Genomic DNA, 25,319 nt, shown 5'->3' with positions numbered 1-25,319 from the left:
GGCGGGCCTTTCAGGATGGAGTCAGCGGCAGGAACACCCCGGCGCGCAGGAGCTGGGCAAGCACGCGGGCCAGGTCGGTATCGGGGTGCGCGGCAGATGCGCGCTCGGCCGCCTGGCCGAGCGTTGCGCCGTCGGCGCAGGCGTCGAGCAGCGCGCAGCCGCCATGGCAGAGGGCCTGGGCCTGCACCGCATCGGCCGGCCGCGTCAGCAGGCCGCCATCGCCTTGCCAGTCCAGCGGCGCGGTGACGTCGTCACCGTCGGCGTCCCGGTTGCGTTGCCAGATGGCGAACACCGGGTGCCCATCGAAACAGGCCCAGCGCGCGGCCGGGTGGGGTTGCAGCCGCAGCGTGCCCAGCGCCTCCGGCGGGAGGCCGGACAGCGCATCCGGGGCGATCACCGGGGCGTCGGCGGCGGCATGCGCCTCGCGCCACAGGGCGTCGAGCCGCGCCACGCCGGGCAGGTAAGGCAGCGATGCAGCCGGTTCGAAGCGCGCCAGGAAGTCTGCGAAGCCGGCGCCGTAGACGAGCAGCCGGCCGTCTCGCGGCGGGTCGTCGGCGACATGCAGCGCGGCCGCCGCGCGGAACCAGTCCTCGCCGACCAGCCGCTGCACCGCGGGAAAGTTGGCGGCCAGCGCGTCGATGCAGGCCTTCATCACCGTGTTGCGGTAGACGGCGAAGGTGGGCTGGGCCACCCAGGCGTCGACGTCCGCCTGGCCACGGCCGGCCCGGCCGAACAGGGCGTCGGCGAAGGCTTGCTGGAGGGAGGGCGCGTGCGTCATGCGGCCACCGGCAGCTGCAAGGCCGTGTGCGCCCGCTGGCGCTCGGCCATCAGCGCGGCGAACGAGGGCACGTTGCCGTCGCGCTCGATCAGCGTCGGCCGCGGGCCGATGCGTTCCACCACGCGGCGGAACAGCGCCCACACGCTGTCGGCCACCGGCGCATCGTGCGAATCGATCAGCAGCGCCGGACCGAGCGCCGGGTCGATGCTGTGCCCGGCCAGATGGATCTCGACGACCGCATCGCCCGGGAAGCGGTCGAGCCAGGCGGCCGCATCGAAGCCGAGGTTGCGGGACGACACGTGCACGTTGTTGATGTCCAGCAGCAGCGCGCAGCCGGTGCGGCGCGCCAGCTCGCCGAGGAAGTCGACCTCGTCCCAGTCGTGGCCGTCGATGTGCAGGTAGTGCGACGGGTTCTCGAGCGCGATGCGGCGACCCAGGATGTCCTGCGTCTGCGCGATGTGCGCGGCGATGCGGTGCAAGGCCGCATCGTCGCGGACGATGGGCAGCAGGTCGGGGAAATGACGGCCGCCCGCGCCGGACCAGGCCAGGTGCTCCGACACCAGCGCCGGGTCGATCCGCCGCACCAGCGCGGCCAGCCGCGCGAGGTGGTGCCGGTCGAGCGGCTGCTCGCCGGCCAGCGACAGCGAGACGCCGTGCAGCGACACAGGGTGGCGGGCGCGCACGGCGTCGAGCCAGGCGAGCCGCGGGCCGCCGTCGACCAGGTGGTTCTCGGCATGCACCTCGAACCACAGGCCGGCGTCGGTGGCGGCCAACGCCTCGTCGAAATGCGCGGGCTTGAGCCCGAGCCCGGCCGACAGGCCGCCATCCTGCGTCGTCATCGCGCGCTCAGCCCTTCATCGGCGTGAGCGTGCCCATGCCGTTGGGCGTCTTGATGGTCGTGCAGGTGCCGGCCGGCACGTTCTTCCAGGCGTTGGCCTGGTAGTCGACCTTCGAGGTGCCGGCGCAGGTGGTACCGGGGCCGGCGGCGCAGTCGTTCTTGCCGGCCATGGAGACGCCGTAGCACTTTTCCATGGCGGGCTTGGCCATGTTGTCCTGCATGGGCTTGGCCTGCGCCAGCGCGGCGCCGGATGCCAGTGCACTGAGGGTGAGGGCGGTGATGGCGAGGGGACGTGCGATCATGGAAAAGCTCCTTGGTGGTGTGGAAGCCCCGCCGGTCGGCGAGGTGCCCCTGAGTTCGACAGCGCGACCGGCCCGGTTACATCGGCGGCACAATGCGCCCGAACTTTTATTTCGGCCGATGCTGTAACCGGCGCGCTGCATGAACCGAACAACCCTCGAGAGTCCCGCGCGAATGAACGATGCCGAAGCGGTGCTGCACGACCTGTTCGTCCGTGGCCTGGCCGGCGACGCCGTCGCCTACCGCACCTTCCTCCAGAAACTGGGTGTGCACCTGCGGGCCTTTCTCGGTCGTCGCCTCTTCGGCTGGCCGGATGATGTGGAAGACCTCGTCCAGGAATGCCTTCTTGCCATGCACAACCAGCGCCACACCTACCAGAGCGACCAGCCGCTGACGGCCTGGGTGCATGCGATCGCGCGCTACAAGCTGATCGACCTGCTGCGCGCCAAGGGCAGCCGCGAGGCGCTGCACCAGCCGCTCGACGACGAGCTGGCCGTGTTCGCCGACTCGGCCACCGATGCCAGCGATGCGCGGCGCGACCTCGGCGGCCTGCTCGAGGGCCTGCCCGACCGGCACCGGCTGCCGATCGTCCACGTGAAGCTGCACGGCCTGTCGATCGCCGAGGCGGCGCAGGCGACCGGCATGTCGGAGTCGGCGGTCAAGGTGGGCATCCACCGGGGGCTGAAGGCACTGGCGCTCAAGATCAAGGAAAGCCGATGAAGACCGACGAACTGATCGCGCTGCTGGCGGCGGACGCCACTCCGGTGCCCCGCCGTGCGAGCGCGCGGCGCGTGCTGCTGGCGCTGGCGCTGGCGCTGCCCGTGTCGATCGCGATCATGCTCATCGAGTACGGCCCGCGCCGGGACCTGGTCGAGGCGATGTTCTGGCCGATGTTCTGGATCAAGCTGCTCTTCCCGATCGCGGTGGCGGCCGCCGCCTTCGTGCTGGTGCAGCGTCTCGCGCGGCCCGGCGTCCGGGGCGGGCTGGCCTGGGCCGCGCTCGCGCTCCCGGTGGCGCTGATCTGGGCGATGGCTGCGATGAGCTGGGGGATGGCACCGCCCGCCGAGCGCTCGGCGATGCTGTGGGGCACCAGCTGGCGCACCTGTGTCCCCAGCATCGGCCTGATGTCGGCGCCGGTCTTCGTCGCCGCGCTGGTGGCGCTGCGGGGGCTCGCTCCCACGCGGCCCGCGGTGGCCGGTGCCGCCGCGGGGGCGCTGGCCGGCGGGGCAGGGGCCGCGGTCTATGCCGTGCACTGCGTCGAGCTGGCCGCGCCGTTCCTGGCTGTCTGGTACGTGGCCGGCATCGCCCTGCCGGTGGCGCTCGGCGCCGTGCTGGGACCGCGCCTGCTGCGCTGGTGAAGCGGATGAAGGGCGGCGCGGCGGTCGCCAGCAGAGATCGGCGGTGCGCACGACAATCGCGCGAACATTCATCCGGAGCATCCCATGGCGCTATCCCTCTACGACCTGTCCGTCTCTGTCTTCACCCGTGGCCTCGGCCAGCTGGCCCATCTGCTCGACAAGGGGCTGGCGCACGCGCAGGCCCACGACATCGACACGGCGACGCTGGTCGGCGCGCGGCTGGCGCCCGACATGTTCACGCTGGCCGGCCAGGTGCAGAGCGCGAGCGATGCGTCCAAGCTGGGTGCGGCGCGGCTCGCCGGCATCACGGCGCCGAGCTTTCCCGACACCGAGACGACCTACGAGGAACTGCAGGCGCGCGTCGCGAAGACGCTCGACTTCCTGAAGACCGTCGAGCGTTCGCAGATCGACGGTTTCGAAACGCGCGACGTCGTCGTGAAGAACCGCCGCGGCGAGATGCACTTCACCGCCGAGCGCTACCTGCTGCAGTTCGCGCTGCCGAACTTCTTCTTCCACGTCACGACCGCGTATGGCGTGCTGCGCCACAGCGGCGTGCCGGTCGGGAAGATGGATTACCTCGGCACGTTCTGAGCTGACGCCTCCCCCGGCAGGGGCTTCGTTGGCCAGCCGGCGAGGTGGCGCTCGGCGATGCCGGTCAGCGCGGTGATCCACGCCGGGCTGTCGTTGAGGCAGGGGATGTAGTGGAATTCCTTGCCGCCCGCATGCAGGAAGGCTTCGCGGCCTTCCATCGCGATCTCTTCCAGCGTCTCGAGGCAATCGGCCGGAAAGCCCGGGCACATCACGTCGACCCGTGCCGTGCCGGCGGCACCCAGTTCGCGCAGCGTCGGCTCGGTGTAGGGCTCCAGCCATTTGGCGCGGCCGAAGCGCGACTGGAAGGTCACGCGGTAGGCGCTCGGCGACAGCCCCAGGCGCGCGGTCAGCAGGCGGGCCGTCTCCAGGCACTGGCCCTGGTACGGGTCCCCGAGCCGGATGTTGCGTTCGGGAATGCCGTGGAAGCTCATCACCAGCTGGTCGGGCCGGCCGTTCTGCTTCCAGTAGGCTTCGACGCCCTGCGCCAGCGCGTCGATGTAGCGCGGGTCGTCGTGGTACTGGTTGACGAAGCGGAGTTCGGGCAGGCTGCGCTTCGTGCGCGTCCATGCTGTCACGGCGTCGATCACGCTGGCGGTGGTGGTCGCCGAATACTGCGGGTAGGCCTGCATCACCAACACGCGGGTCGCGCCCTCGGCCTGCGCGGCGTCGAGCTGCGAGGCGATCGACGGGCTCGCATAGCGCATCGCATGCCGCACCGACAGCCGGTGGCCGCGCTCCCCGAGCCAGCCGGCCAGCAGCTTGGCCTGCTTCTCGGTCCAGACCTTGAGCGGCGAGCCTGCGGGCAGCCAGATGCTCCGGTACTTGGCGGCCGACTTGGCCGGTCGCACGCGCAGGATGATGCCGTGCAGGATCAGGCACCAGAGGGCGCGCGGGATCTCGACCACGCGGTGGTCGTGCAGGAACTGCGAGAGGTAGCGGCGCACCGCGGGGGCCGTGGGCTCGTCGGGGGAGCCGAGGTTGCACCAGAGGATGGCGGTGCGGTCTTCGGCTGGGCGGGGGGGGGGTTCCCCGTTGCCGGATGTCGTTTTGGAAGGCATGCGATATTCTGGGCCATGACCTTGGAGACACCGGCCCTGGCAGGCCACGACGGACTCGACGTGAAGCGCATCGCGGCGATCTCGCTCGACCTGGACGACACCCTGTGGCCGATCTGGCCGACCATCGAGCGGGCCGAGCGCGTGCTGCACGCTTGGCTGCTGCGCGAGGCACCGAAGACCGCCGAACTGCTGGTCACGCCCGGCGTGCTGCGCGAGCTGCGGCAGGCGACCGAGCGGGAGCGTTCCGACCTGGCGCACGACCTCAGCGCGCTGCGCCGCGAATCGATCCGTGCGGCGCTTCGGCGTGCCGGCGAAGACCCGGCACTGGCCGACCCGGCCTTCGACGCCTTCTTCGAAGAGCGCCAGCGCGTCGAGCTCTACGACGATGCATTGCCAGCGCTCAAATGGCTGAGCGAACGCTATCCGCTGGTGGCCGTCTCCAACGGCAATGCGGACATCCATCGCACGGGCGTGGGCCGCTGGTTCCGCACCGCCTTCAACGCCCGCGCCTTCGGCAGCGGCAAGCCGCACGCGCCGATCTTCCGCGCGGCCGCGGCCTCCGTCGGCCTGCTGCCGCGCGACGTGCTGCACGTGGGCGACGACGCGATGCTCGATGTGGTGGGCGCGCTCGACGCCGGCATGCAGGCGGCCTGGCTGGTGCGCGACACCGACGAGGAGCGCAAGCCCTGGGCGCACGGGGCGCGGCCGCAGCTGGTCGTGCCGAACCTGCATGCGCTGTGCATGGCGCTGGACGCGCAGTAGCGTCAGTCGATGGCGAACGCCGCACGGAAGGCGGCGCAGAAGTCCGCTGAACCGACGATCGACAGGCTGACCGTGTGGCGCGGCGCGCCGGTGGTGCCGGGGCGGACGTCGAGCTGGCCGCTGTCCTGGTCGTAGGTCAGCGTTTCCGACAGGCTCCACTCCTGCAGCGACTGCAGGTCGAAGTCCCACGCACCGCCGTCGTCCAGCGGCGCGCGCTGGCCGGCGAAGGCGGCGTAGGCCCAGTCCAGCACGGCGACGATCTCGGCATGCACGGCCGGCAGCTGTTGCGGGCCGACCGAGGCCACGGCGTCGAAGCTGGCGCTGCCGTCGGCTTCTTCGCTCACGTCGAAATCCAGGTAGTCGAGTGTCGTCATGGACCGATCCAGCGTGCGGCCGCGAGGCCGCTGCGCACCGCGCCTTCGAGCGTGGCGGGGTAGGGACCGTCGAGGTAGTCCCCGCACGCCGCGAGGCCGGGGGCGATCTGCATCCAGGGGCGGCGAAGGCCGGGCGTGCAGGCGAAGGTGGCGCGCCGTTCGATCACCGTCTGCACGATGCGAAGCCGCGTGGCACCGAGCTGCGTGGCGGCCTGCGCGAGCGCCTGTTCTTCCAGCGCCTCGCGTGGCAGTTCGCTCGCGCTCACGACCAGCGCGATGAGGCCGTGCGGCCCGCCGAGCTGGCCGCGGTCGAAGGCGAACTGCGCCGGCGCGCCGGGGCCGGTGCGCAGCGCGACCATGGGCGCCGCCAGCGCGGGCGCACCGTCGGCATACAGCGTGGCGATGGCTTCGTAGCGCAGCGCGTCGGTGACGGCCAGCCAGTCGTCGGCATCGATGGTGGCGGCGCGCACCAGGCGCGCGGCGTCCCAGGGCGCGCCGGCGATCACGACGCGATCGAAATCCTCGCCGTCGACCTGCCAGTGGGTGTCGGTGCGCACCAGCGTCTGCACGCGGTAGCCGGTGCGCACCGTGGCCGCGCGCAGGCCGAGCCAGCGCACCGCGGCGTCGGGCAGCAGGGCGCCGAGGTCGACGCGCGGCAGCAGCAGGTCGGCGCCGCCGCGCTCGTCGAACAGGGCGTCGTTCAGCACCCGCAGGAAGACGGTGCCGCTCGACTCGTCGACCGGCGTGTTCAGCGCGGAGACGCACAGCGGCTCGATCAGCTCCTGCATGACGCGCCGCGTGAGCCCGCGGCACAGCGTCGCCACCGTCGCTTCGGGCGTGCAGTGGAAGCGGGCGCGTCGCCAGCGCAGGGCGGTGCGCAGCAGCGAGGCCTTGTCCGCCCAGGTCCAGCCGCGTGCGGTGGCGATGCCGACGAGCAGGTCGAGCGGCGCCGCCATCCGCGGCAGCGCCAGGCCGCCGCCGTCGGCGAAGCGCAGCGAGAGCGGGGTGCGGTGCAGCGTGTCGTCCGGCTCGACGCCGACCGTGCGCATCAGCGCCAACGTCTCGCGGTAGGCGCCGATCAGGATGTGCTGGCCGTTGTCCAGCGGGGCGCCGTTGTGGCCGGCGTCGATGCGGCGGGCGCGGCCACCGGGCATGCGGGCGGCGTCGAACAGGGTGACGAGGTGGCCGGCGCGCGTGGCCTCGATGGCGCAGGCCAGGCCGGCCCAGCCGGCGCCGATGACGGCGATCCTCAAATCCGCCCCAGGGCCTGCACGCGCCACGCCAGCCAGAACTTGCGCAGCGGCGTGAGGCTCACGCGCTGGTTCAGCACCTGGAAGTCGTCGCGCTCGATCTCGCGCAGCAATGCGCGGTAGATGCTGGCCATCATCAGGCCCGGCTTCTGGCTGCGGCGGTCGGCAGCCGGCAGCAGCGCCAGGGCTTCGTCGTAGGTGCGGTGCGCACGCTCGGCCTGGAACTTCATCATCGCTACGAAGCGGTCGGAGTGGATGCGGTTGAGCACTTCGTGCGCCTTGACGTCGAACTGCTGCAGCTCGTTCACCGGCAGGTAGATGCGCCCGCGCAGTGCGTCTTCGCCGACGTCGCGGATGATGTTCGTGAGCTGCAGCGCCAGGCCCAGCGTGTGGGCGTAGGCGGTGGTCTGCGGATCGGTCTGCCCGAAGATGCGCGCCGAGACCTCGCCGACCACGCCGGCCACCAGGTGGCAGTAGCGCTTGAGGCCGGGGAAGTCGAGGTAGCGGGTCTGTTCGAGGTCCATCTGGCAGCCGTCGATGATCTGCTGCAGCTGCGCGGCCTCGATGCCGTGCTCGGCCGTCAGCGGCATCAACGCCTGCATGACCGGGTGGTGCGGCTGGCCTGCGTAGGCCTGGGCGACTTCGGTGCGCCACCAGGCCAGCTTGGTGGCGGCGACGCCGGGGTCCCGTACCTCGTCGACCACGTCGTCGATCTCGCGGCAGAAGGCATAGAAGGCGGTGATCGCGGCGCGGCGGCGCGTGGGAAGGAACAGGAAGGCGTAATAGAAGCTGCTGCCCGAGGCGGCCGCTTTCTGCTGGACGTACTGCGCGGGCGTCATCGATCGGGGGCGTTGGGCTTCTGGGGAGTCATTGCGTCGATTGTCTCCGCATCCGCAGCGCCCGCCAGGCGAGCAGCGGGGCGTCGGCCTTGCCGACGGTGGGGCGCTGCGTGAAGGTGTCGAAGCCCAGCGCCTCGATCTTGTCGAGGATGCGCAGTCCGCCCTGGACCACCAGCCGCAGTTCCCAGCCCATGCGTCCGGGCAGGCGGTGCACGAGGGGCGTGCCCTGTTGCATGAGCCCACGCGCCCAGGCGACTTCGGCGGCGACCAGTGCCAGGGCCGCGTGCGGCGGCGGGGCATCGCCGCGTGGGCGGAAGGTGTCGAAGGCCGCGGGCGCGATCCCGTGGGCGGCGCAGTCGGCGTCCGGCAGATAGAAGCGGCCGCGCGGCAGGTCAACGCGCAGGTCCTGCCAGAAATTGATGAGCTGCAGCGCACTGCAGATCGCATCGCTCTGCACCAGCGCCGCGGGCTCGTTCACCCCATAGAGATGCAGCAGCAGACGCCCGACCGGGTTGGCGGAGCGGGCGCAGTAGTCCAGCAGTTCGGGCCGGTCGGCGTAGCGCCCGGCGTCGCGGGTCTTCTCGATGTCCTGGATGAACGCCGACAGCAGGTCGGCCAGCAAGGCCTCGGGCAGGGCGAAGGCGCGCATCGCATGCGCCAGCGGGCCGAAGACGGCGGGCCAGCGCGCCGAGGCGGCGCCGCCCTGCGCGATCGCGGCGAGGTCGGCGCGGAAGGCGTGCAGGTCGGCCAGCCGTTGCGCGGGCGATGCCTCGCCCTCGTCGGCGATGTCGTCGGCCGTCCGGGCGAAGACGTAGATGGCCGCAATGGGCGGACGCAACCGTGGCGGGCAGAGCCACGACGCCACCGGGAAGTTCTCATAGTGCGTCGGCAGTGGCGCGAGGGTTGGCGCCGTTGCGGCGGTGTCGGAAGAGGGGGACATTGGCACGCGGCGATTGTCGGTGAAGGGCGTGGCACGCCTCGGTTCGTTGACAGTCCGGGGGGCATCCCACAAAATTACTAACCCTTCGGTCATTAATGGCCCGTCAGTTCTCAAGGTGGTTCATGGCCGTATCGATCGTTTCCGTCGCCCACTCGCTTCCCGTCGCCGCCGTGCTCGTCGCCGCGGCCCTGGCGGGCTGCTCCAAGCCACCCGCCGCCGAAGATCCGGTGCGCGCCGTCAAGGTCCAGACCGTGGGCGCCAGCGCCTACGGCACCGCCCCCGAGTTCTCGGCCGAGGTGCGCGCCCGCATCGAGACGCCGATGGGCTTCCGTGTCGCCGGCAAGATCCTTCGGCGCCAGGCCGAACTCGGGCAGCGCGTGCAGGCCGGCCAGGTGCTGGCGCAGCTCGATCCGCAGGACTACCGCCTGGCCGCCGATGCCGCCCGCGCGCAGCAGGCGTCGGCCCAGACGAACCGCGACCTGGCGGCGGCGGACCTCAAGCGCTACCGCGAGCTGCGGGCGCAGAACTTCATCAGCGGCGCCGAACTGGAGCGCCGCGAAACCACCTACAAGTCGGCGCAAGCCCAGTTCGAACAGGCGCAGGCGCAGCTCGCCTCGCAGGGGAACCAGGCGAGCTACGCGACCCTGGTGGCCGATACGGCCGGCGTGGTCACGGCCATCGAGGCGCAGCCCGGCCAGGTGGTGTCGGCCGGCACGCCGGTGCTGCGCATCGCCCAGGACGGCGCCCGCGACGCGGTCTTCGCGGTGCCCGAAGACCGGGCGGCGCAGATCAAGCCGGGCTCCGACGTGGCCGTGCGCGGCTGGGCCGGCGGCCCCGAACTGCCAGGCAAGGTGCGCGAGGTGGGCGCCAGCGCCGACCCCGTGACGCGCACCTACACCGTGAAAGTGGCGATCGATGCCGCCACGGCGCCGCCACTGGGTGCCACGGTCTACGCGCGGCCGCAGGCGCTGTCGCACGTCGGCGCGCCGGTGATCAAGCTGCCGACCAGCGCGCTGCGCCAGGAAGGCAATGGCTCCGCGGTGTGGCTGGTCGACAAGGCCAGCATGACGGTGCGCTCGCAGCCGGTGCAGGTGGCCACGGCGGACGGCAACGAGGCGGTGATCGCCCAGGGTCTCGAGCCAGGCATGCAGGTGGTGGTGGCGGGCGTGCATGTGCTCGCCCCGGGGCAGAAGGTGTCGATTTACCAGGGCAAGTCCACGCCGGTCGCGGCAGGCGGCACCGTGGCGGCACCGGCTTCGGCCGCCTCGCGCTGAGGACGGCGCGATGACCACCCCGAGCCCAGCGACCGGCAAGGCCGGTTTCAATCTGTCGAAATGGGCGCTCGAGCATGCGGCGCTCACGCGCTACCTGATGATCGCGTTCATGGTGCTGGGCTTCGCCTCGTACTTCCAACTGGGCCAGGACGAGGACCCGCCCTTCACCTTCCGCATCATGGTGATGCGCACCTACTGGCCCGGCGCGACTGCGCAACAGATGGCCGAGCAGGTGACCGACAAGCTGGAGCGCACGCTGCAGGAGGCACCGTACGCCAGCAAGATCCGCAGCTATTCGAAGCCCGGCGAGTCGATGATCATCTTCGAGATCAAGGACTCGTCCAAGCCCAGCGAGGTGGCCAACGTCTGGTACACGGTGCGCAAGAAGATCGGCGACATGCGGGGCACGCTGCCCGGCGGCGTGCAGGGGCCGTTCTTCAACGACGAGTTCGGCGACGTGTACGGCGTGATCTATGCGCTGCAGACCGACGGCTATTCGCCGGCGGAAATCAAGACCTTCGCCGACGAGGTGCGCCAGGGTCTGTTGCGCGTGAAGGACGTGGCGAAGGTCGAGCAGTTCGGGCTGCAGGACGAGAAGGTCTACGTCGAGGTGTCGCAGAAGCGCGTGGCGCAGCTGGGCCTGGACATGAACGCGGTGCTGCAGCAGATCGGTGCGCAGAACGCGGTGGAGAGCGCCGGCACGATCGAGTCGCCGCTCGACATGGTGCAGGTGCGCGTCGGCGGTCAGTTCACCAGCGTCGAGCAGCTGCGCGAGATGCCGATCCGCGGTACCTCGGGCAACCAGTTGCGGTTGGGCGACATTTCCGAGATTCGCCGCGGCACGATCGACCCGCCGGCCGTCAAGGTGCATCACCAGGGCAAGGAAGTCGTCGCACTGGGCGTCTCGATGGCCAAGGGCGGCGACATCATCGCGCTGGGCCAGGCGTTGCGCGTGGCGGTGGCCGACATCGGCCAGCGCCTGCCGGCCGGCGTGACGCTGGCCCAGGTGCAGGACCAGCCGGTCTCGGTGGCGACCTCGGTCAACGAGTTCGTGCATGTGCTGATCGAGGCGGTGGTGATCGTGCTGGCCGTGAGCTTCATCGCCCTCGGCCTGCACAAGGGCGGGCGCTTCGGCTGGCACATCGACATGCGGCCGGGGCTGGTGGTGGCGATCACGATCCCGCTGGTGTTGGCGGTGACCTTCCTAGCCATGAACTACTTCGGCATCGGGCTGCACAAGGTGTCGCTCGGCTCGCTGATCATCGCCCTGGGCCTGCTGGTGGACGACGCGATCATCGCGGTGGAGATGATGGTGCGGAAGATGGAGGAGGGCTACGACAAGACCCGCGCCGCCACCTTCGCCTACGACGTGACGGCCAAGCCGATGCTGACCGGCACGCTCATCACGGCGGCGGGCTTCCTGCCCATCGGCCTGGCCAAGTCGACCACCGGCGAATACACCTTCGCGATCTTCGCGGTGACCGTCATCGCGCTGGTGCTCAGCTGGATCGTTTCGGTCTATTTCGTGCCGTACCTGGGCACGCTGCTGCTCAAGGTGAAGCCCCACGACCCGGATGCGCCGCCGCACGAGCTGTTCGATTCACGCTTCTACAACGCCTTCCGCGCTGCGGTGAACTGGTGCGTGGCGCACCGCTGGCTCACCATCGGCGCGACCGTGGCGATCTTCGCGCTCGGCATCGTGGGCATGGGGCGGGTGCAGCAGCAGTTCTTCCCCGATTCGAGCCGGCCGGAGATCCTGGTCGACCTGTGGTCGCCCGAAGGCACCGCCTTCGCCGCCAACGAGGACATCGCCAGGCGCGTGGAGCAGCGGCTGATGCAGGAGCCGGAGGTCGCGTCGGCCACGACCTGGATCGGCAGCGGCGTGCCACGCTTCTATCTGCCGCTCGACTACATCTTCCCGCAGACCAACGCGTCGCAGGTGCTGGTGCTGGCCAAGGATCTGCATCAGCGCGACGCCCTGCGCCAGCGCCTGCCCGCGTTGCTGGCCCAGGAGTTTCCCGAGGTGCGCGCCCGCGCCAAGCTCTTGCCGAACGGCCCCCCCGTGGCCTACCCGGTGCAGTTCCGTGTGATCGGCACCGACCCGTCGCAGCTGCGCCTGCATGCAGACGAAGTCAAGGCGGCGATGCGGCAGAACGCGAACACGCGTGGCGTGAACGACAACTGGAACGAGTCGGTGAAGGTGATCCGCCTGGACGTCGACCAGGACAAGGCGCGCGCGCTCGGCGTGACGAGCCAGGCCATCGCCCAGGCATCGCGCACCATGTTCAGCGGCACCACCATCGGCCAGTACCGCGAGAACGACCGGCTGATCGACATCGTGCTGCGCCAGTCGCCCGACGAGCGCGAAGCCATCTCGGACATCGGCAACGCCTACCTGCCGACGGCGTCGGGCCACTCGATCCCGCTCGCGCAGATCGCCAGGCCGGTCTTCACCTGGGAGCCGGGCGTGATGTGGCGCGAGAACCGCGACTACGCCATCACGGTGAACGCCGATATCGCCGAAGGCCTGCAGGGCGCGACCGTGACGCAGCAACTGCTGCCCGAACTGCGCGCGCTGGAAGCGAAGTGGCGCGCGGCCGGGCAGGGCGCCTACCGCATCGAGGTGGCCGGCGCGGTGGAGGAGAGCAGCAAGGGCTCGACCTCGATCGTGGCGGGCATACCGATCATGCTGTTCCTGGTCTTCACGCTGCTGATGCTGCAGCTGCACAGCTTCAGCCGGGCGCTGCTGGTGTTCATCACCGGGCCGCTGGGCATTGCGGGTGTGGCGGCGGCGTTGTTGATCCTGAACCGGCCCTTCGGCTTCGTCGCGCTGCTCGGCGTGATTGCGCTGATGGGGATGATTCAGCGCAACTCGGTGATCCTGATCGACCAGATCGAGAGCGACCGCGCCGCCGGCGTGCCGGCCTGGGATGCGATCGTCGAATCCGCCGTGCGGCGGCTGCGCCCCATCGTGCTGACGGCCGCGGCCGCGGTGCTGGCGATGATCCCGCTGTCGCGCAGCGTCTTCTGGGGGCCGATGGCCGTCGCCATCATGGGCGGCCTGATCGTGGCCACCGTGCTGACCCTGCTGGCGCTCCCGGCGATGTACGCCGCCGCCTTCCGCGTGAAGCGAGAAGAAAAGGCGGCCCCGGTTAGCGTCTAAAATGCGCGGTTGACCGATTTCGAAGCGGGTGGTCTGCATCTGGAGGCCGCCCGCTTTTGCTTGATTCACCTGACCGCGCGGGTGGCGAAATTGGTAGACGCACCAGGTTTAGGTCCTGACGTTCGCAAGAACGTGCCGGTTCGAGTCCGGCCCCGCGCACCAGCACACCTCACAAGGAAGAACGAAATGACCGTGAATGTTGAAACCCTCGAGAAACTCGAGCGCAAGATCACGCTGACGCTGCCCGTCGGCACCATCCAGTCGGAAGTCGATTCCCGCCTGAAGAAGCTGGCCCGCACCGTGAAGATGGACGGTTTCCGTCCGGGCAAGGTGCCGATGAACGTCGTGGCCCAGCGCTATGGCTACTCGGTGCATTACGAGGTCATGAACGACAAGGTCGGCGAAGCCTTCTCGCAGGCGGCCAACGAAGCCAAGCTGCGCGTGGCCGGCCAGCCGCGCATCACCGAGAAGGAAGAGGCGCCCGAGGGCGTGATGGCCTTCGACGCGGTGTTCGAGGTGTTCCCCGAGGTCAAGATCAACGACCTGGCCAACGCCGAGGTCGAGCGCGTCACGGCCGACGTGAGCGACGAAGCCATCGACAAGACGCTCGACATCCTGCGCAAGCAGCGCCGCACCTTCGCGCAGCGCCCGCAGGACGCGGCTGCCGCCGACGACGACCGCGTGACGGTCGACTTCGAAGGCAAGATCGACGGCGAGCCTTTCCAGGGCGGCAAGGCCGAGGACTTCCAGTTCATCATCGGCGAAGGCCAGATGCTCAAGGAATTCGAAGACGCCGTGCGCGGCCTGAAGTCGGGCGACAGCCGCACCTTCCCGCTGTCGTTCCCGGCCGACTACCACGGCAAGGACGTGGCCGGCAAGCAGGCCGACTTCATGGTCACCGTGAAGAAGATCGAAGCCTCGCACCTGCCGGAAGTCAACGAGCAACTGGCCAAGTCGCTCGGCATCGAGGAAGCCACGGTCGAAGGCCTGCGCGCCGACATCAAGCGCAACCTCGAGCGCGAAGTGAAGTTCCGCGTGCTCGCGCGCAACAAGAATGCCGTGATGGACGCGCTGATCGCCAACGCCGAACTCGACCTGCCCAAGTCGAGTGTGCAGTCCGAAGTCGACCGCATGGTCGAAGGCGCGCGTGCCGAACTCAAGCAGCGCGGCATCAAGGACGCCGACAAGGCCCCGATTCCCGACGAGGTCTTCCGCCCGCAGGCCGAGCGCCGCGTGCGCCTGGGCCTGGTGGTGGCCGAACTGGTGCGTGCCAACAACCTGCAGGCCAAGCCGGAGCAGATCAAGGCCCACATCGACGAACTGGCGGCCAGCTACGAGAAGCCGGCCGACGTGGTGCGCTGGTATTTCAGCGACAACCGCCGCCTGGCCGAAGTCGAAGCCGTCGTGATCGAGAACAACGTGACCGACTTCGTGCTGGGCCAGGCCAAGGTTGCCGACAAGTCGGTGTCCTTCGACGAACTGATGGCGCAGCAGGCCTGATCATGGCGCGCCCGGCGGGGCTTGCACCCGCCGGCACCATCCCCATCTGACCCTTCACCGGGGAATTCCCGGCAGGTCAAGCACTGAACGGAGCTATTCATGAGCGCACAGGACATCCAAGGTCTCGGCATGGTGCCGATGGTGATCGAGCAATCCGGCCGCGGCGAGCGGTCCTATGACATCTATTCGCGCCTGCTGAAAGAGCGCGTGATCTTCCTGGTGGGCGAGGTCAACGACCAGACGGCCAACCTGGTGGTCGCCCAGCTGCTCTTTCTCGAGAGCGAGAACCCGGACAAGGACATTTCGTTCTACATCAACTCGCCTGGCGGCAGCGTAAGCGCCGGCATGGCGATCTACGACACGATGCAGTTCATCAAGCCGGCGGTGTCGACCCTGTGCATCGGCTTCGCGGCCAGCATGGGCGCCTTCCTGCTGGCGGCCGGCGAAAAGGGCAAGCGTTTCTCGCTGCCCAATTCGAAGATCATGATCCACCAGGTGCTGGGCGGCGCCCGTGGCCAGGCGACGGACATCGAAATCCATGCACGCGACATCCTGAAGACGCGCGAGCAGATGAACCGCATCCTGGCCGAGCGCACCGGCCAGCCGCTGGAGAAGATCGCCCGCGACACCGAGCGCGACTACTTCCTGACCGCCGACGAGTCGAAGGACTACGGCCTGATCGACCAGGTGATCTCGAAGCGCGGCTGATCCCGCCCGGCGCTGCGGCGCCTGCGCAACGACGGCGTTTTCCACACGGAGAACGCCGTTTTTGTTTCGTTATCATTGATCCACCCCTGTTACGAGGCATTTGCCCATGGCCGAGAAAAAAGGCTCTTCCAGCGAGAAAACGCTTTACTGCTCCTTCTGCGGTAAGAGCCAGCACGAGGTCAAGAAGCTGATCGCCGGTCCGTCGGTGTTCATCTGCGATGAGTGCATCGATCTCTGCAACGAAATCATCCGCGACGAACTGCCCGCGGGCGACGAGGCGCGCGAGGCGCGCAGCGACCTGCCGACGCCGCTGGAGATCAAGACCAACCTCGACAGCTACGTGATCGGCCAGGAGCCGGCCAAGCGCATGCTGTCGGTGGCGGTCTACAACCACTACAAGCGCCTGCGCCACAAGGAGAAGTCCAAGGGCGAAGAGGTCGAGCTCAGCAAGAGCAACATCCTGCTGATCGGCCCCACCGGCTCGGGCAAGACACTGCTGGCGCAGACGCTCGCGCGCATGCTCGACGTGCCTTTCGTGATGGCCGACGCCACCACGCTGACCGAGGCCGGCTATGTCGGCGAGGACGTCGAGAACATCATCCAGAAGCTGCTGCAGAGCTGCAACTACGAGGTCGAGAAGGCCCAGCGCGGCATCGTCTACATCGACGAGATCGACAAGATTTCGCGCAAGTCGGACAACCCGTCGATCACCCGGGACGTGTCGGGCGAGGGCGTGCAGCAGGCGCTGCTGAAGCTCATCGAAGGCACGATGGCCAGCGTGCCGCCTCAGGGCGGGCGCAAGCACCCCAACCAGGACTTCCTGCAGATCGACACGACCAACATCCTGTTCATCTGCGGCGGCGCCTTCGCGGGCCTGGAGAAGGTCATCGAGAACCGGACCGAGGCCTCGGGCATCGGCTTCGGCGCCATGGTCAAGAGCAAGGCCCAGCGCAGCATCACCGAGGTGTTCCGCGAGGTGGAGCCCGAGGACCTGATCAAGTTCGGGCTCATCCCCGAACTGGTCGGCCGGATGCCGGTCGTGGCCTCGCTGGCCGAGCTGAGCGAGGACGCGCTGGTGCAGATCCTGACCGAGCCGAAGAACGCGGTGGTCAAGCAGTTCACCAAGCTGCTTCAGATGGAGGGCGTCGACCTGGAAATCCGCCCGACCGCGCTCAAGGCCATCGCCCGCAAGGCGTTGGCGCGCAAGACCGGCGCACGCGGCCTGCGCTCGATCCTGGAGCAGTCGCTGATCGACACGATGTTCGAGCTGCCGAATGCGACGAACGTCGCCAAGGTGGTGGTCGAGGAATCGACCATCGAGGAAAACAAGCCGCCGCTGCTCGTGTACCGCGAGGCGGCGAAAAAGGCCTAAGTGCCAGGGCCATTCCGCCCGAATCACCACGCGCCTGGCGCGTGGCCTACCATGAACGCGCCGCCGGGTCTTGAAATCCGCGCGGCGCGTGCCACTTCTGCCTGATCACTCCGAGGATTCGCATGTCCGGCCATACTCCCCTGCCTCCCGACGCGATCGACCTGCCGCTGCTGCCGCTGCGCGATGTCGTCGTGTTCCCCCACATGGTGATCCCGCTCTTCGTGGGCCGCCCCAAGAGCATCAAGGCGCTCGAACTGGCCATGGAAGCCGAACGGCGCATCATGCTGGTCGCCCAGAAAGCCGCCGCCAAGGACGAGCCCTCGGTCGAGGACATGTTCGAGGTCGGCTGCGTCTCGACCATCCTGCAGATGCTCAAGCTGCCCGACGGCACCGTGAAGGTGCTGGTCGAGGGCCAGCAGCGCGCCCGCGTGAACAGCATCCATGACGGCGAGACGCATTTCACCGCCAACGTCACGCCGGTCGAGGTGCCCGAGGGCGCCGCCCAAAAGGGCACAGAGATCGAGGCGCTGCGCCGCGCGGTGATGCAGCAGTTCGACCAGTACGTCAAGCTGAACAAGAAGATCCCGCCGGAGATCCTCACGTCGATCTCCAGCATCGATGACCCGGGCCGCCTGGCCGACACGATCGCCGCGCACCTGCCGCTCAAGCTCGACAACAAGCAGGCGGTGCTCGACCTCGACAGCATCAAGGAGCGGCTGGAGAACCTCTACGGCCAGCTCGAACGCGAGGTCGACATCCTGAACGTCGACAAGAAGATCCGCGGCCGCGTGAAGCGCCAGATGGAGAAGAACCAGCGCGACTTCTACCTGAACGAACAGGTCAAGGCGATCCAGAAGGAACTGGGCGAGGGCGAGGACGGCGCGGACATCGAGGAGATCGAGAAGAAGATCAAGCTCGCCAAGATGCCCAAGGAAGCGCTCAAGAAGGCGGAGGGCGAGCTCAAGAAGCTCAAGCTGATGTCGCCGATGTCGGCCGAAGCGACCGTGGTGCGCAATTACATCGACGTGCTGATCGGCCTGCCCTGGAGCAAGAAGACCAAGATCAAGCACGACCTGGCGCACGCCGAGGCGGTGCTCAACGAAGACCACTACGGCCTCGACAAGGTCAAGGACCGCATCCTGGAATACCTCGCGGTGCAGCAACGCGTCGACAAGGTCAAGGCGCCGATCCTGTGCCTGGTGGGTCCACCGGGCGTCGGCAAGACCTCGCTCGGGCAGTCGATCGCCAAGGCGACCGGTCGCAAGTACACCCGCATGGCGCTGGGCGGCATGCGCGACGAGGCCGAGATCCGCGGGCACCGCCGCACCTACATCGGCGCGCTGCCAGGCAAGGTGCTCCAGAGCCTGAACAAGATCGGCACGCGCAACCCGTTGTTCCTGCTCGACGAAATCGACAAGCTCGGCACCGACTTCCGTGGCGACCCGTCGAGCGCGCTGCTCGAGGTGCTGGACCCGGAACAGAACCACACCTTCGGCGACCATTACGTCGAGGTGGACTTCGACCTGTCGGACGTGATGTTCGTGGCGACCTCGAACTCGATGAACATCCCGCCGGCGCTGCTCGACCGGATGGAAGTCATCCGCCTGGCGGGCTACACCGAGGACGAAAAGACGCACATCGCGCTGAAGTACCTGCTGCCCAAGCAGATGCAGAACAACGGCGTGAAGGAAGAGGAACTGCTGATCACCGAAGAGGCGGTGCGCGACATCGTGCGCTATTACACGCGTGAAGCCGGCGTTCGCTCGCTCGAGCGTGAGCTGTCGAAGATCTGCCGCAAGGTGGTGAAGGGGCTGCTGCTCAAGAAGATGACGCCCAAGGTCACAGTCGACGGGGCCAACCTCAACGACTTCCTCGGGGTGCGCAAGTACACCTTCGGGCTGGCCGAGAAGCAGAACCAAGTGGGGCAGGTCGTGGGCTTGGCGTGGACCGAGGTCGGCGGCGATCTGCTGACCATCGAAGCCGTCGCGATGCCTGGCAAGGGCATCATCAGCCGCACCGGTTCGCTCGGCGACGTGATGAAGGAATCGGTCGAGGCTGCCCGCACGGTCGTACGCAGCCGTGCGCATCGCCTGGGCATCCGCGACGACGTCTTCGAAAAGCGCGACATCCACATCCACGTGCCGGACGGCGCCACACCCAAGGACGGCCCGAGCGCCGGCGCGGCGATGACCACGGCCTTCGTCTCGGCGCTGACCGGCATCCCGGTGCGCGGCGATGTCGCGATGACCGGCGAGATCACGCTGCGTGGCGAGGTCACGGCCATCGGCGGGTTGAAGGAAAAACTGCTGGCGGCCCTGCGTGGCGGCATCAAGACGGTGTTGATCCCCGAGGAGAACGCCAAGGACCTGCAGGACATTCCCGAGAACGTGAAGAACGGCCTCGAGATCGTGCCGGTCAAGTGGATCGACAAGGTGCTGGAGATCGCGCTCGAGAAGATGCCCACGCCGCTGTCCGACGAGGAAGTGGCGGCTTCAGCGGCGGCCGTCGCCGAGTTGTCGAAGCAGCGCGCGGCAGCGCCGGCTCCGGCAGAAGGGTCGATCAAGCATTGAGACCGTGGGCCTTGTAGAGGCTCGAAAAAGTGTTCTATAATCTGAGGCTCGAAACGCGGGATTAGCTCAGTTGGTAGAGCGATACCTTGCCAAGGTATAGGTCGAGAGTTCGAGTCTCTTATCCCGCTCCAGTTTTGAAAAAGGGAAGCTTTGGCTTCCCTTTTTTTCGCAAAAATCAAGAAAACGAAGAATTCGAAGCTTCGAGACGACCCAGAAAAAAAGCGTGGCGCGATAGCAAAGCGGTTATGCAACGGATTGCAAATCCGTCTAGCCCGGTTCGACTCCGGGTCGCGCCTCCAACTCTTTACAGGCCCCGCCAACCATCGTTGTCGGGGCTGTTTTGTTTTGGGTTATCTTCGTTGCCCAGACCGGCCCGGATGGTGAAATTGGTAGACACATCGGACTTAAAATCCGCCGCTTCCTGCATAAGGGGCATACCGGTTCGACCCCGGTTCCGGGCACCACCGCATGACAAGGGAGCAAGACATGCCACGCTATAACGCTCCATTCGAAATCCATGTGCATGGCGATGTGCCGCTGCGTTCGGACGTGACCTTCGCGCAGATCCAGGAGGCGCTCAAGCCCCTGTGGAAGTACGCCGGCGCCAAGTCACTGGCCGACGGCGCCACCAGCACCTACGAAGAGGAGCCGGGCATCCGCTTCGAGCAGAAGGAGCACATGCTGCAGATGTGCTGGACCGTGCCCGGCGACGAGGACTTCCGCCAGGAGCTCGACGAGATGTGCATGGCGCTCAACGAGCTCGCCGAGCAGGGCGCCGCCATCGAGGTCACCTTCTATGACACCGACTACGACGAGGAAGAGGGCGACCCGGAGGAGGAGTCGCGCGACGACTTCATCATGCTGTTCGTCGGCCCCAACCCCGCGGCGATCATGCAGGTCCAGCGCGACCTCTTGGTCGAAGACGTGGTGAACCTGATGGAGCGCCACTTCGATGGCGCTGAACTCGGTGGCGTGGTCGCCGAGATCGACAAGCTCTTCGGCGACCGCTTCGATGCCCTCGTGAATTCGCTCGAGATCGGCAAGCGGCCCCGCGGCGGGGGTCCGGGTGGGCCGGGCGCCGGTGGCCATGGCGGCGGTCGCCGCCCGCGCCACCTCCACTAGGCCGCCATGTCCGCGCTGCGTCAGGGCGTGCGCAAGCGCGAGGTGTTCGGCTGGGTGATGTACGACTTCGCCAATTCGGGCTACACCACCGTCGTCATCACGGCCGTATTCGCGGCATATTTCGTGGGCGGCATCGCACAAGGCGCGGCATGGGCCACGTTCGCCTGGACGGCGGCGCTGAGCGCTTCCTATGCCCTGGTGATGGTGTCCATGCCCGCCATCGGCGCCTGGGCCGACCGCCATGGCGCCAAGAAGCGCGTGCTCATGATCGCGACGGCGGCGTGCGTGGTCGCGACCGCCGCCCTGGCGGTGACACCGCGGTTCACCGGCGCGAACGCCGTGGTGCTGGCCATGGCGATGGTCATCGTCTCGAACACCTTCTATTCCTATGGCGAGTCCCTGACCGGCGCCTTCCTGCCCGAACTCGCCACGCCCGAGGGCATGGGCAAGATGAGCGGTTGGGGCTGGGGCTTCGGCTACGTGGGCGGCATGCTGACGCTGGGCGTGTGCCTGGCGTACGTGCTGTGGTCGCAGGCGCGTGGGCTGCCGGCGTCGCACTTCGTGCCGGTCACGATGCTGATCACCGCGGCCATCTACGGGTTGGCGGCCTGCGTCACCTTCGCGCTGCTGCCGGAGCGCGCCCAGCCGCAGCCCGATCGCGCGCCCGAGGGCGCCTGGGCGCAGTTGCGCCGGACCTTCCACGAGGCGCGCGGCTACCGCGATTTCATGGGGGTGCTGGCGTGCACCGTCTGCTACCAGGCCGGGGTCGCGGTCGCGATCACGCTGGCGGCGATCTACGCCGAGCAGGTGATCGGCTTCCTGCCGCAGGAGACGATGGTGCTCATCTTCGTGCTCAATCTCGCGGCCGCCGTGGGCGCCTTCGCCTTCGGCTACCTGCAGGACCGCATCGGCCATCGGTTGGCGCTGGCCATCACGCTGGTCGCGTGGATCGCCGTCTGCGTGATCGCCGCGTCGGTCACGACCAAGAGCGGCTTCTGGTGGGCCGCGACGATCGCGGGCCTGTCGATGGGGTCCAGCCAGTCGGCCGGGCGTGCCATGACGGGCTACCTCGCACCACCGGCGCGCAGTGCCGAGTTCTTCGGGCTGTGGTCCTTCGCGACCCGGCTGGCGAGCATCGTCGGCCCGCTGAGCTACGGGGCGATCACCTGGGCCGCCGGTGGCAACCAGCGCGTTGCCATCCTGGCGACGGCGGTGTTCTTCGTCGGCGGGCTCCTGCTGCTGTTGCCGATTCGCATGCAGCGCGGCCGCGACGCCGCGTTGAGCACGCCTCAGGGCGTGCGCAGCGCCTTCGGCACGCGGTAGCGCTCGCCGTCGTAGCGCAGCACCACCGTGCCGTACTGTGCCGGCTGGGCCTGCTCGGCACAGCTGCCGTCTTCCTGCATCTGCCCGCGGCTCTGGGCGACGGTGCGTGCGAGCACCAGGTCGGCGAAGGCGGCATTGCGGTTCGGCCGGATGGACAGCATGGAGCGCAGCTGCCGGAAGCGGCCGGTGCAGTCGGCGTTCCACTCGCCGCTCTCGTTGTCGAGCTCGACCTCCTGCATCACCTCGCGCAGCTTGCCGGCCTGTGCGACGTACAGGCGCAGGGTCTCGCTGGCGAAGGTGTCGCCGCGGGTCGTGCCGCGGTAGCGCACCCGCAGGCCGAAGGCACGGGCGTCGGGCGCCAGCGCATAGCGCCCGGTGTCGACCAGGATCTCCTGGATGGCAACGCCTTCCTCGTCGAGCGCCTCGGCCTGGAACAGGCGGCCGATGACGGTGTCGCGCTCGGTGTTGCCGTTGTCCGGGCGCTGGACCAACAGCACCTCGAGGTCGTAGACCTTCGTCGCACTCGGATCGGCGGACGGCCGCGGCATCGGCAGCACGACGACGATGCGGCCGAGGGCGCCCGGCCACGGCTTGCATGCGGCCAGGCGCTCGTCGAGCAGCCGGTCGGGATGCAGTCGTGCGTGCATGCGCTCGGCCAGGCCGCTTTCGCAGGCGGCGTGGCTCAGGCTGGCAGCCGAGATGCCCAGGAGGAGGGCGGCGTGGCGAAGAAAACGCATGACTCAGGCCACCGTGGAAAGCGCGAGCCACCGGGTAGCCGCGGCTTCGAGCGCGGCGACCTGGCCGCTGCTTTCCAGGCGCAGCGTGCCGTTACCGGCGTCATCGCCCGCGAGCTGGCCTGCCGCCGCGAGCAGGCGCCGCGTGTGCTGCGCCACCGGCAAGCCCGTGTCGATGAAGCGCAGCGTGGTCGGCGCATGCGTGCGCAATTCGTCGATCACCAGCGGATAGTGGGTGCAGCCGAGCACCACCGTGTCGACATCGGCAGCACCCTCGCCGAAGGGGCCGGCTTCGTCCATGTAGCGTTGGCACAGCGACGCGATGCCTGCGGTGTCGAAGCCTTCGATGGCCTTCACGAGGCCATCGCAAGGCACCGGGCGCACATCGGCGGTACCGGCCACGGCAGCGCGCAAGGCGGCGTACTTGGCGCTCGCCAGCGTGCCGCGCGTGGCCATCACCGCGATGTGCCCGGTGCGGCTCGCCGCGACCGCCGGCTTGAGCCCGGGCTCCAGGCCCACGATCGGCAGCGCCGGGTGCGCCGCGCGCAGCAGGTGGATGGCCGCGGTTGTCGCCGTGTTGCAGGCCACCACCAGCGCCTTGACGCGGTGCTCGCGCACCAGATGCTCGGCTACCGCGAGCGAACGCTCGATCACGTAGGCATCGCCGCGTTCGCCGTACGGCGCGTAGGCCGTGTCCGCGAAGTACACGAAGTCTTCATGCGGCAGTTCGGCGCGCAGCGCGGCCAGCACGCTGAGCCCGCCCATGCCGCTGTCGAAGACGCCGATCGGACGATCGCCGTTCGATGCCGCGAGGCCCGGATCGATCGCCTGCAGATTCAAGTCAGATCGCTTCCACCGCGATGGTCTTGAACTCGCCCGAGGCGATGCGCTTCTGCCACTCGGCCGGGCCGGTGATGTGCGCGCTGGTGCCGCCGGCATCGACCGCCACCGTCACCGGCATGTCGACCACGTCGAACTCGTAGATGGCTTCCATGCCCAGGTCGGCGAAGCCCACCACCTTGGCGGTCTTGATCGCCTTGCTCACCAGGTAGGCGGCGCCGCCCACGGCCATGAGGTAGGCGCTCTGGTGCTTCTTGATGGCCTCGATGGCCACCGGGCCGCGCTCGGCCTTGCCGATCATCGCGATGAGGCCGGTCTGCGCCAGCATCATCTCGGTGAAGCCGTCCATGCGGGTCGCGGTGGTCGGGCCGGCCGGGCCCACGGCCTCGTCGCCGACCGGGTCGACCGGGCCGACGTAGTAGATGACGCGGTTGGTGAAGTCCACCGGCAGCTTCTCGCCCTTGGCCAGCATGTCGGCGATGCGCTTGTGCGCGGCGTCGCGGCCAGTGAGCATCTTGCCGTTGAGCAGCAGCGTGTCGCCCGGCTTCCAGCTGGCGACTTCGGCGGGCGTGAGCGTGTCGAGGTCGACCTTCTTGCTCTTGTTGTAGTCGGGCTTCCAGTCGACGTCGGGCCACAGGTCGAGCGAGGGCGGCGTGAGGTAGACCGCGCCGCTGCCGTCCATCGTGAAGTGCGCATGGCGGGTGGCGGCGCAGTTGGGGATCATCGCGACCGGCTTGCTGGCCGCGTGCGTCGGGTACATCTGGATCTTCACGTCGAGCACGGTGGCCAGGCCGCCCAGGCCCTGCGCGCCGATGCCCAGCGCATTCACCTTTTCGTACAGCTCGATGCGCAGCGCCTCGACCTTCGTCAGCTCGGCGCCGGAGGCCTTCTTGGCCTGCAGCTCGTGCATGTCGAGGTCGTCCATCAGGCTTTCCTTGGCCATCAGCGCGGCCTTCTCGGCCGTGCCGCCGATGCCGATGCCCAGCATGCCGGGCGGGCACCAGCCGGCCCCCATGGTCGGCACCGTCTTGAGCACCCAGTCGACGATGCTGTCGCCGGGGTTCAGCATGGCCAGCTTGCTCTTGTTCTCGCTGCCGCCGCCCTTCGCCGCGACCGTCACTTCGAGTTTGTCGCCGGGCACGATCTCGGTGAAGATCACCGCGGGCGTGTTGTCCTTGGTGTTCTTGCGGTCGAACTGCGGGTCGGCCACGACCGAGGCGCGCAGCGTGTTGTCGGGATGGTTGTAGCCGCGGCGCACGCCTTCGTTGATGGCGTCGTCCAGGCTGCCGGTGAAGCCGCCCCAGCGCACATCCATGCCGACCTTGAGGAACACGTTCACGATGCCGGTGTCCTGGCAGATCGGGCGGTGGCCGGTGGCGCTCATCTTGCTGTTGGTCAGGATCTGCGCAATGGCGTCCTTGGCCGCCGGGCTCTGTTCGCGCTCGTAGGCCTTGGCCAGATGCGCGATGTAGTCGGCAGGGTGGTAGTAGCTGATGTATTGCAACGCGGCGCTGATCGACTCGATCAGGTCGGCCTGCTGGATCGTGGTGGTCATGACGTTTTCGTGGGTTGGACGCTCGATCAAATGCGAGTCGTTCTCGTTCGGGCTATGCTGGCGGACTTTT

The 25,319-nt window shown here is 68.5% G+C and carries 23 protein-coding genes and 4 tRNA genes; 16 read left to right on the top strand and 11 right to left on the bottom strand.

Annotation, left to right across the window (positions count from 1 at the left end):
- Positions 1–10: 10 nt before the first annotated feature.
- Genes QTH86_RS05810 through QTH86_RS05800 form a run of 3 tightly spaced genes read right to left on the bottom strand, consistent with a single transcriptional unit; the run spans position 11 to position 1,918 of the window.
- Positions 11–778 carry an HvfC/BufC N-terminal domain-containing protein gene (locus tag QTH86_RS05810; RefSeq protein WP_286645617.1) on the bottom strand — a complete coding sequence of 256 codons (768 nt, stop codon included), beginning with the start codon at positions 776–778 and terminating at the stop codon, positions 11–13.
- Entirely contained in the window at positions 775–1,617 is an 843-nt protein-coding gene (gene bufB / locus QTH86_RS05805; RefSeq protein ID WP_286645618.1) for an MNIO family bufferin maturase, read from the bottom strand. Before bufB ends, QTH86_RS05810 begins: the two co-directional genes overlap by 4 nt.
- A 7-nt stretch (positions 1,618–1,624) precedes the next feature.
- The gene (locus QTH86_RS05800) at positions 1,625–1,918 is read right to left on the bottom strand and encodes a BufA1 family periplasmic bufferin-type metallophore (RefSeq protein WP_286645619.1); all 294 of its coding nucleotides are present in this window, start codon (positions 1,916–1,918) and stop codon (positions 1,625–1,627) included.
- A gap of 172 nt (positions 1,919–2,090) precedes the next feature.
- On the opposite strand from QTH86_RS05800, the gene QTH86_RS05795 reads away from it, so the two are divergent.
- The 3 genes from QTH86_RS05795 to QTH86_RS05785 all read left to right on the top strand — a co-directional run bounded on the left by QTH86_RS05795 (position 2,091) and on the right by QTH86_RS05785 (position 3,865).
- Positions 2,091–2,636: a sigma-70 family RNA polymerase sigma factor gene (locus QTH86_RS05795; RefSeq protein WP_286646756.1), complete on the top strand. Its 546-nt coding sequence runs from the start codon at positions 2,091–2,093 to the stop codon at positions 2,634–2,636.
- Positions 2,633–3,274, top strand: a complete 642-nt coding sequence (locus QTH86_RS05790; RefSeq protein ID WP_286645620.1) for an NrsF family protein — start codon at positions 2,633–2,635, stop codon at positions 3,272–3,274. The genes QTH86_RS05795 and QTH86_RS05790 overlap by 4 nt, the downstream gene beginning before the upstream one ends.
- A gap of 84 nt (positions 3,275–3,358) precedes the next feature.
- Positions 3,359–3,865, top strand: a complete 507-nt coding sequence (locus QTH86_RS05785) for a DUF1993 domain-containing protein (protein WP_286645621.1) — start codon at positions 3,359–3,361, stop codon at positions 3,863–3,865.
- On the opposite strand, the gene hemH is transcribed toward QTH86_RS05785, so the two are convergent.
- Positions 3,847–4,923: a ferrochelatase gene (hemH, locus tag QTH86_RS05780; RefSeq protein WP_286645622.1), complete on the bottom strand. Its 1,077-nt coding sequence runs from the start codon at positions 4,921–4,923 to the stop codon at positions 3,847–3,849. The two genes, QTH86_RS05785 and hemH, sit on opposite strands and share 19 nt — an antisense overlap.
- A 15-nt stretch (positions 4,924–4,938) precedes the next feature.
- On the opposite strand from hemH, the gene QTH86_RS05775 reads away from it, so the two are divergent.
- Complete coding sequence (locus tag QTH86_RS05775; protein ID WP_286645623.1) at positions 4,939–5,685, top strand: HAD family hydrolase; 747 nt, start codon at positions 4,939–4,941, stop codon at positions 5,683–5,685.
- Positions 5,686–5,687: 2 nt separating this feature from the next.
- On the opposite strand, the gene QTH86_RS05770 is transcribed toward QTH86_RS05775, so the two are convergent.
- Genes QTH86_RS05770 through hpnC form a run of 4 tightly spaced genes read right to left on the bottom strand, consistent with a single transcriptional unit; the run spans position 5,688 to position 9,088 of the window.
- Positions 5,688–6,059, bottom strand: a complete 372-nt coding sequence (locus QTH86_RS05770) for a hypothetical protein (protein ID WP_286645624.1) — start codon at positions 6,057–6,059, stop codon at positions 5,688–5,690.
- Entirely contained in the window at positions 6,056–7,312 is a 1,257-nt protein-coding gene (gene hpnE / locus QTH86_RS05765) for a hydroxysqualene dehydroxylase HpnE (RefSeq protein WP_286645625.1), read from the bottom strand. Before hpnE ends, QTH86_RS05770 begins: the two co-directional genes overlap by 4 nt.
- Entirely contained in the window at positions 7,309–8,148 is an 840-nt protein-coding gene (gene hpnD, locus QTH86_RS05760; protein ID WP_286645626.1) for a presqualene diphosphate synthase HpnD, read from the bottom strand. The genes hpnE and hpnD overlap by 4 nt, the downstream gene beginning before the upstream one ends.
- Positions 8,149–8,176: 28 nt before the next feature.
- Positions 8,177–9,088 (bottom strand): squalene synthase HpnC, encoded by a 912-nt coding sequence (gene hpnC / locus QTH86_RS05755; RefSeq protein WP_286646757.1) that lies wholly within the window; start codon positions 9,086–9,088, stop codon positions 8,177–8,179.
- Positions 9,089–9,210: 122 nt separating this feature from the next.
- On the opposite strand from hpnC, the gene QTH86_RS05750 reads away from it, so the two are divergent.
- From QTH86_RS05750 to QTH86_RS05695, 12 genes are all read left to right on the top strand, one after another.
- Positions 9,211–10,362, top strand: coding sequence for an efflux RND transporter periplasmic adaptor subunit (locus QTH86_RS05750; RefSeq protein ID WP_286645627.1), 1,152 nt, complete (start codon positions 9,211–9,213; stop codon positions 10,360–10,362).
- Between the two features lie 10 nt (positions 10,363–10,372).
- The gene (locus QTH86_RS05745; protein ID WP_286645628.1) at positions 10,373–13,525 is read left to right on the top strand and encodes an efflux RND transporter permease subunit; all 3,153 of its coding nucleotides are present in this window, start codon (positions 10,373–10,375) and stop codon (positions 13,523–13,525) included.
- A gap of 75 nt (positions 13,526–13,600) precedes the next feature.
- A tRNA-Leu gene (locus tag QTH86_RS05740) sits at positions 13,601–13,687 on the top strand.
- Between the two features lie 24 nt (positions 13,688–13,711).
- Complete coding sequence (gene tig, locus QTH86_RS05735; RefSeq protein WP_286645629.1) at positions 13,712–15,025, top strand: trigger factor; 1,314 nt, start codon at positions 13,712–13,714, stop codon at positions 15,023–15,025.
- Between the two features lie 99 nt (positions 15,026–15,124).
- Positions 15,125–15,733 carry an ATP-dependent Clp endopeptidase proteolytic subunit ClpP gene (gene clpP, locus QTH86_RS05730; protein WP_262074659.1) on the top strand — a complete coding sequence of 203 codons (609 nt, stop codon included), beginning with the start codon at positions 15,125–15,127 and terminating at the stop codon, positions 15,731–15,733.
- 106 nt (positions 15,734–15,839) lie between these two features.
- Positions 15,840–17,105 (top strand): ATP-dependent Clp protease ATP-binding subunit ClpX, encoded by a 1,266-nt coding sequence (gene clpX, locus QTH86_RS05725; protein ID WP_286645630.1) that lies wholly within the window; start codon positions 15,840–15,842, stop codon positions 17,103–17,105.
- A 122-nt stretch (positions 17,106–17,227) separates the two neighbouring features.
- Positions 17,228–19,675 (top strand): endopeptidase La, encoded by a 2,448-nt coding sequence (gene lon, locus QTH86_RS05720; protein ID WP_286645631.1) that lies wholly within the window; start codon positions 17,228–17,230, stop codon positions 19,673–19,675.
- A gap of 55 nt (positions 19,676–19,730) precedes the next feature.
- Positions 19,731–19,806 (top strand) — tRNA-Gly (locus tag QTH86_RS05715).
- A 94-nt stretch (positions 19,807–19,900) separates the two neighbouring features.
- A tRNA-Cys gene (locus tag QTH86_RS05710) sits at positions 19,901–19,974 on the top strand.
- 72 nt (positions 19,975–20,046) lie between these two features.
- Positions 20,047–20,139, top strand: a tRNA-Leu gene (locus QTH86_RS05705).
- A gap of 22 nt (positions 20,140–20,161) precedes the next feature.
- Complete coding sequence (locus tag QTH86_RS05700; protein WP_286645632.1) at positions 20,162–20,797, top strand: DUF6806 family protein; 636 nt, start codon at positions 20,162–20,164, stop codon at positions 20,795–20,797.
- Between the two features lie 6 nt (positions 20,798–20,803).
- Positions 20,804–22,120 carry an MFS transporter gene (locus QTH86_RS05695; protein ID WP_286645633.1) on the top strand — a complete coding sequence of 439 codons (1,317 nt, stop codon included), beginning with the start codon at positions 20,804–20,806 and terminating at the stop codon, positions 22,118–22,120.
- Here QTH86_RS05695 and QTH86_RS05690 read toward each other — a convergent pair.
- From QTH86_RS05690 to QTH86_RS05680, 3 genes are read right to left on the bottom strand one after another with little or no spacing between them, the layout of a single operon-like run.
- Positions 22,087–22,857, bottom strand: coding sequence for a PA3715 family protein (locus tag QTH86_RS05690; protein ID WP_286645634.1), 771 nt, complete (start codon positions 22,855–22,857; stop codon positions 22,087–22,089). The two genes, QTH86_RS05695 and QTH86_RS05690, sit on opposite strands and share 34 nt — an antisense overlap.
- Before the next feature lie 3 nt (positions 22,858–22,860).
- Positions 22,861–23,694: a glutamate racemase gene (gene murI / locus QTH86_RS05685; protein WP_286645635.1), complete on the bottom strand. Its 834-nt coding sequence runs from the start codon at positions 23,692–23,694 to the stop codon at positions 22,861–22,863.
- 1 nt (position 23,695) lies between these two features.
- Positions 23,696–25,249: a fumarate hydratase gene (locus tag QTH86_RS05680; protein WP_286645636.1), complete on the bottom strand. Its 1,554-nt coding sequence runs from the start codon at positions 25,247–25,249 to the stop codon at positions 23,696–23,698.
- Between the last annotated feature and the right edge of the window lie 70 nt (positions 25,250–25,319).

It is taken from the genome of Variovorax sp. J2L1-78, assembly GCF_030317205.1.
GTDB lineage: Bacteria > Pseudomonadota > Gammaproteobacteria > Burkholderiales > Burkholderiaceae_C > Variovorax > Variovorax arabinosiphilus.
This window is presented reverse-complemented; position numbering and strand designations above follow the sequence as displayed.

Coding starts and splice junctions, on each gene's coding strand:
- QTH86_RS05750 (WP_286645627.1), top strand. CDS start 9,211: ATGGCCGTATCGATCGTTTCCGTCGCCCACTCGCTTCCCGTCGCCGCC.
- QTH86_RS05770 (WP_286645624.1), bottom strand. CDS start 6,059: ATGACGACACTCGACTACCTGGATTTCGACGTGAGCGAAGAAGCCGAC.
- QTH86_RS05785 (WP_286645621.1), top strand. CDS start 3,359: ATGGCGCTATCCCTCTACGACCTGTCCGTCTCTGTCTTCACCCGTGGC.
- QTH86_RS05700 (WP_286645632.1), top strand. CDS start 20,162: ATGCCACGCTATAACGCTCCATTCGAAATCCATGTGCATGGCGATGTG.
- lon (WP_286645631.1), top strand. CDS start 17,228: ATGTCCGGCCATACTCCCCTGCCTCCCGACGCGATCGACCTGCCGCTG.
- QTH86_RS05795 (WP_286646756.1), top strand. CDS start 2,091: ATGAACGATGCCGAAGCGGTGCTGCACGACCTGTTCGTCCGTGGCCTG.
- clpP (WP_262074659.1), top strand. CDS start 15,125: ATGAGCGCACAGGACATCCAAGGTCTCGGCATGGTGCCGATGGTGATC.
- QTH86_RS05690 (WP_286645634.1), bottom strand. CDS start 22,857: ATGCGTTTTCTTCGCCACGCCGCCCTCCTCCTGGGCATCTCGGCTGCC.
- QTH86_RS05810 (WP_286645617.1), bottom strand. CDS start 778: ATGACGCACGCGCCCTCCCTCCAGCAAGCCTTCGCCGACGCCCTGTTC.
- QTH86_RS05680 (WP_286645636.1), bottom strand. CDS start 25,249: ATGACCACCACGATCCAGCAGGCCGACCTGATCGAGTCGATCAGCGCC.
- QTH86_RS05790 (WP_286645620.1), top strand. CDS start 2,633: ATGAAGACCGACGAACTGATCGCGCTGCTGGCGGCGGACGCCACTCCG.
- QTH86_RS05695 (WP_286645633.1), top strand. CDS start 20,804: ATGTCCGCGCTGCGTCAGGGCGTGCGCAAGCGCGAGGTGTTCGGCTGG.
- tig (WP_286645629.1), top strand. CDS start 13,712: ATGACCGTGAATGTTGAAACCCTCGAGAAACTCGAGCGCAAGATCACG.
- QTH86_RS05775 (WP_286645623.1), top strand. CDS start 4,939: ATGACCTTGGAGACACCGGCCCTGGCAGGCCACGACGGACTCGACGTG.
- hemH (WP_286645622.1), bottom strand. CDS start 4,923: ATGCCTTCCAAAACGACATCCGGCAACGGGGAACCCCCCCCCCGCCCA.
- hpnC (WP_286646757.1), bottom strand. CDS start 9,088: ATGTCCCCCTCTTCCGACACCGCCGCAACGGCGCCAACCCTCGCGCCA.
- hpnD (WP_286645626.1), bottom strand. CDS start 8,148: ATGACGCCCGCGCAGTACGTCCAGCAGAAAGCGGCCGCCTCGGGCAGC.
- QTH86_RS05800 (WP_286645619.1), bottom strand. CDS start 1,918: ATGATCGCACGTCCCCTCGCCATCACCGCCCTCACCCTCAGTGCACTG.
- QTH86_RS05745 (WP_286645628.1), top strand. CDS start 10,373: ATGACCACCCCGAGCCCAGCGACCGGCAAGGCCGGTTTCAATCTGTCG.
- bufB (WP_286645618.1), bottom strand. CDS start 1,617: ATGACGACGCAGGATGGCGGCCTGTCGGCCGGGCTCGGGCTCAAGCCC.
- clpX (WP_286645630.1), top strand. CDS start 15,840: ATGGCCGAGAAAAAAGGCTCTTCCAGCGAGAAAACGCTTTACTGCTCC.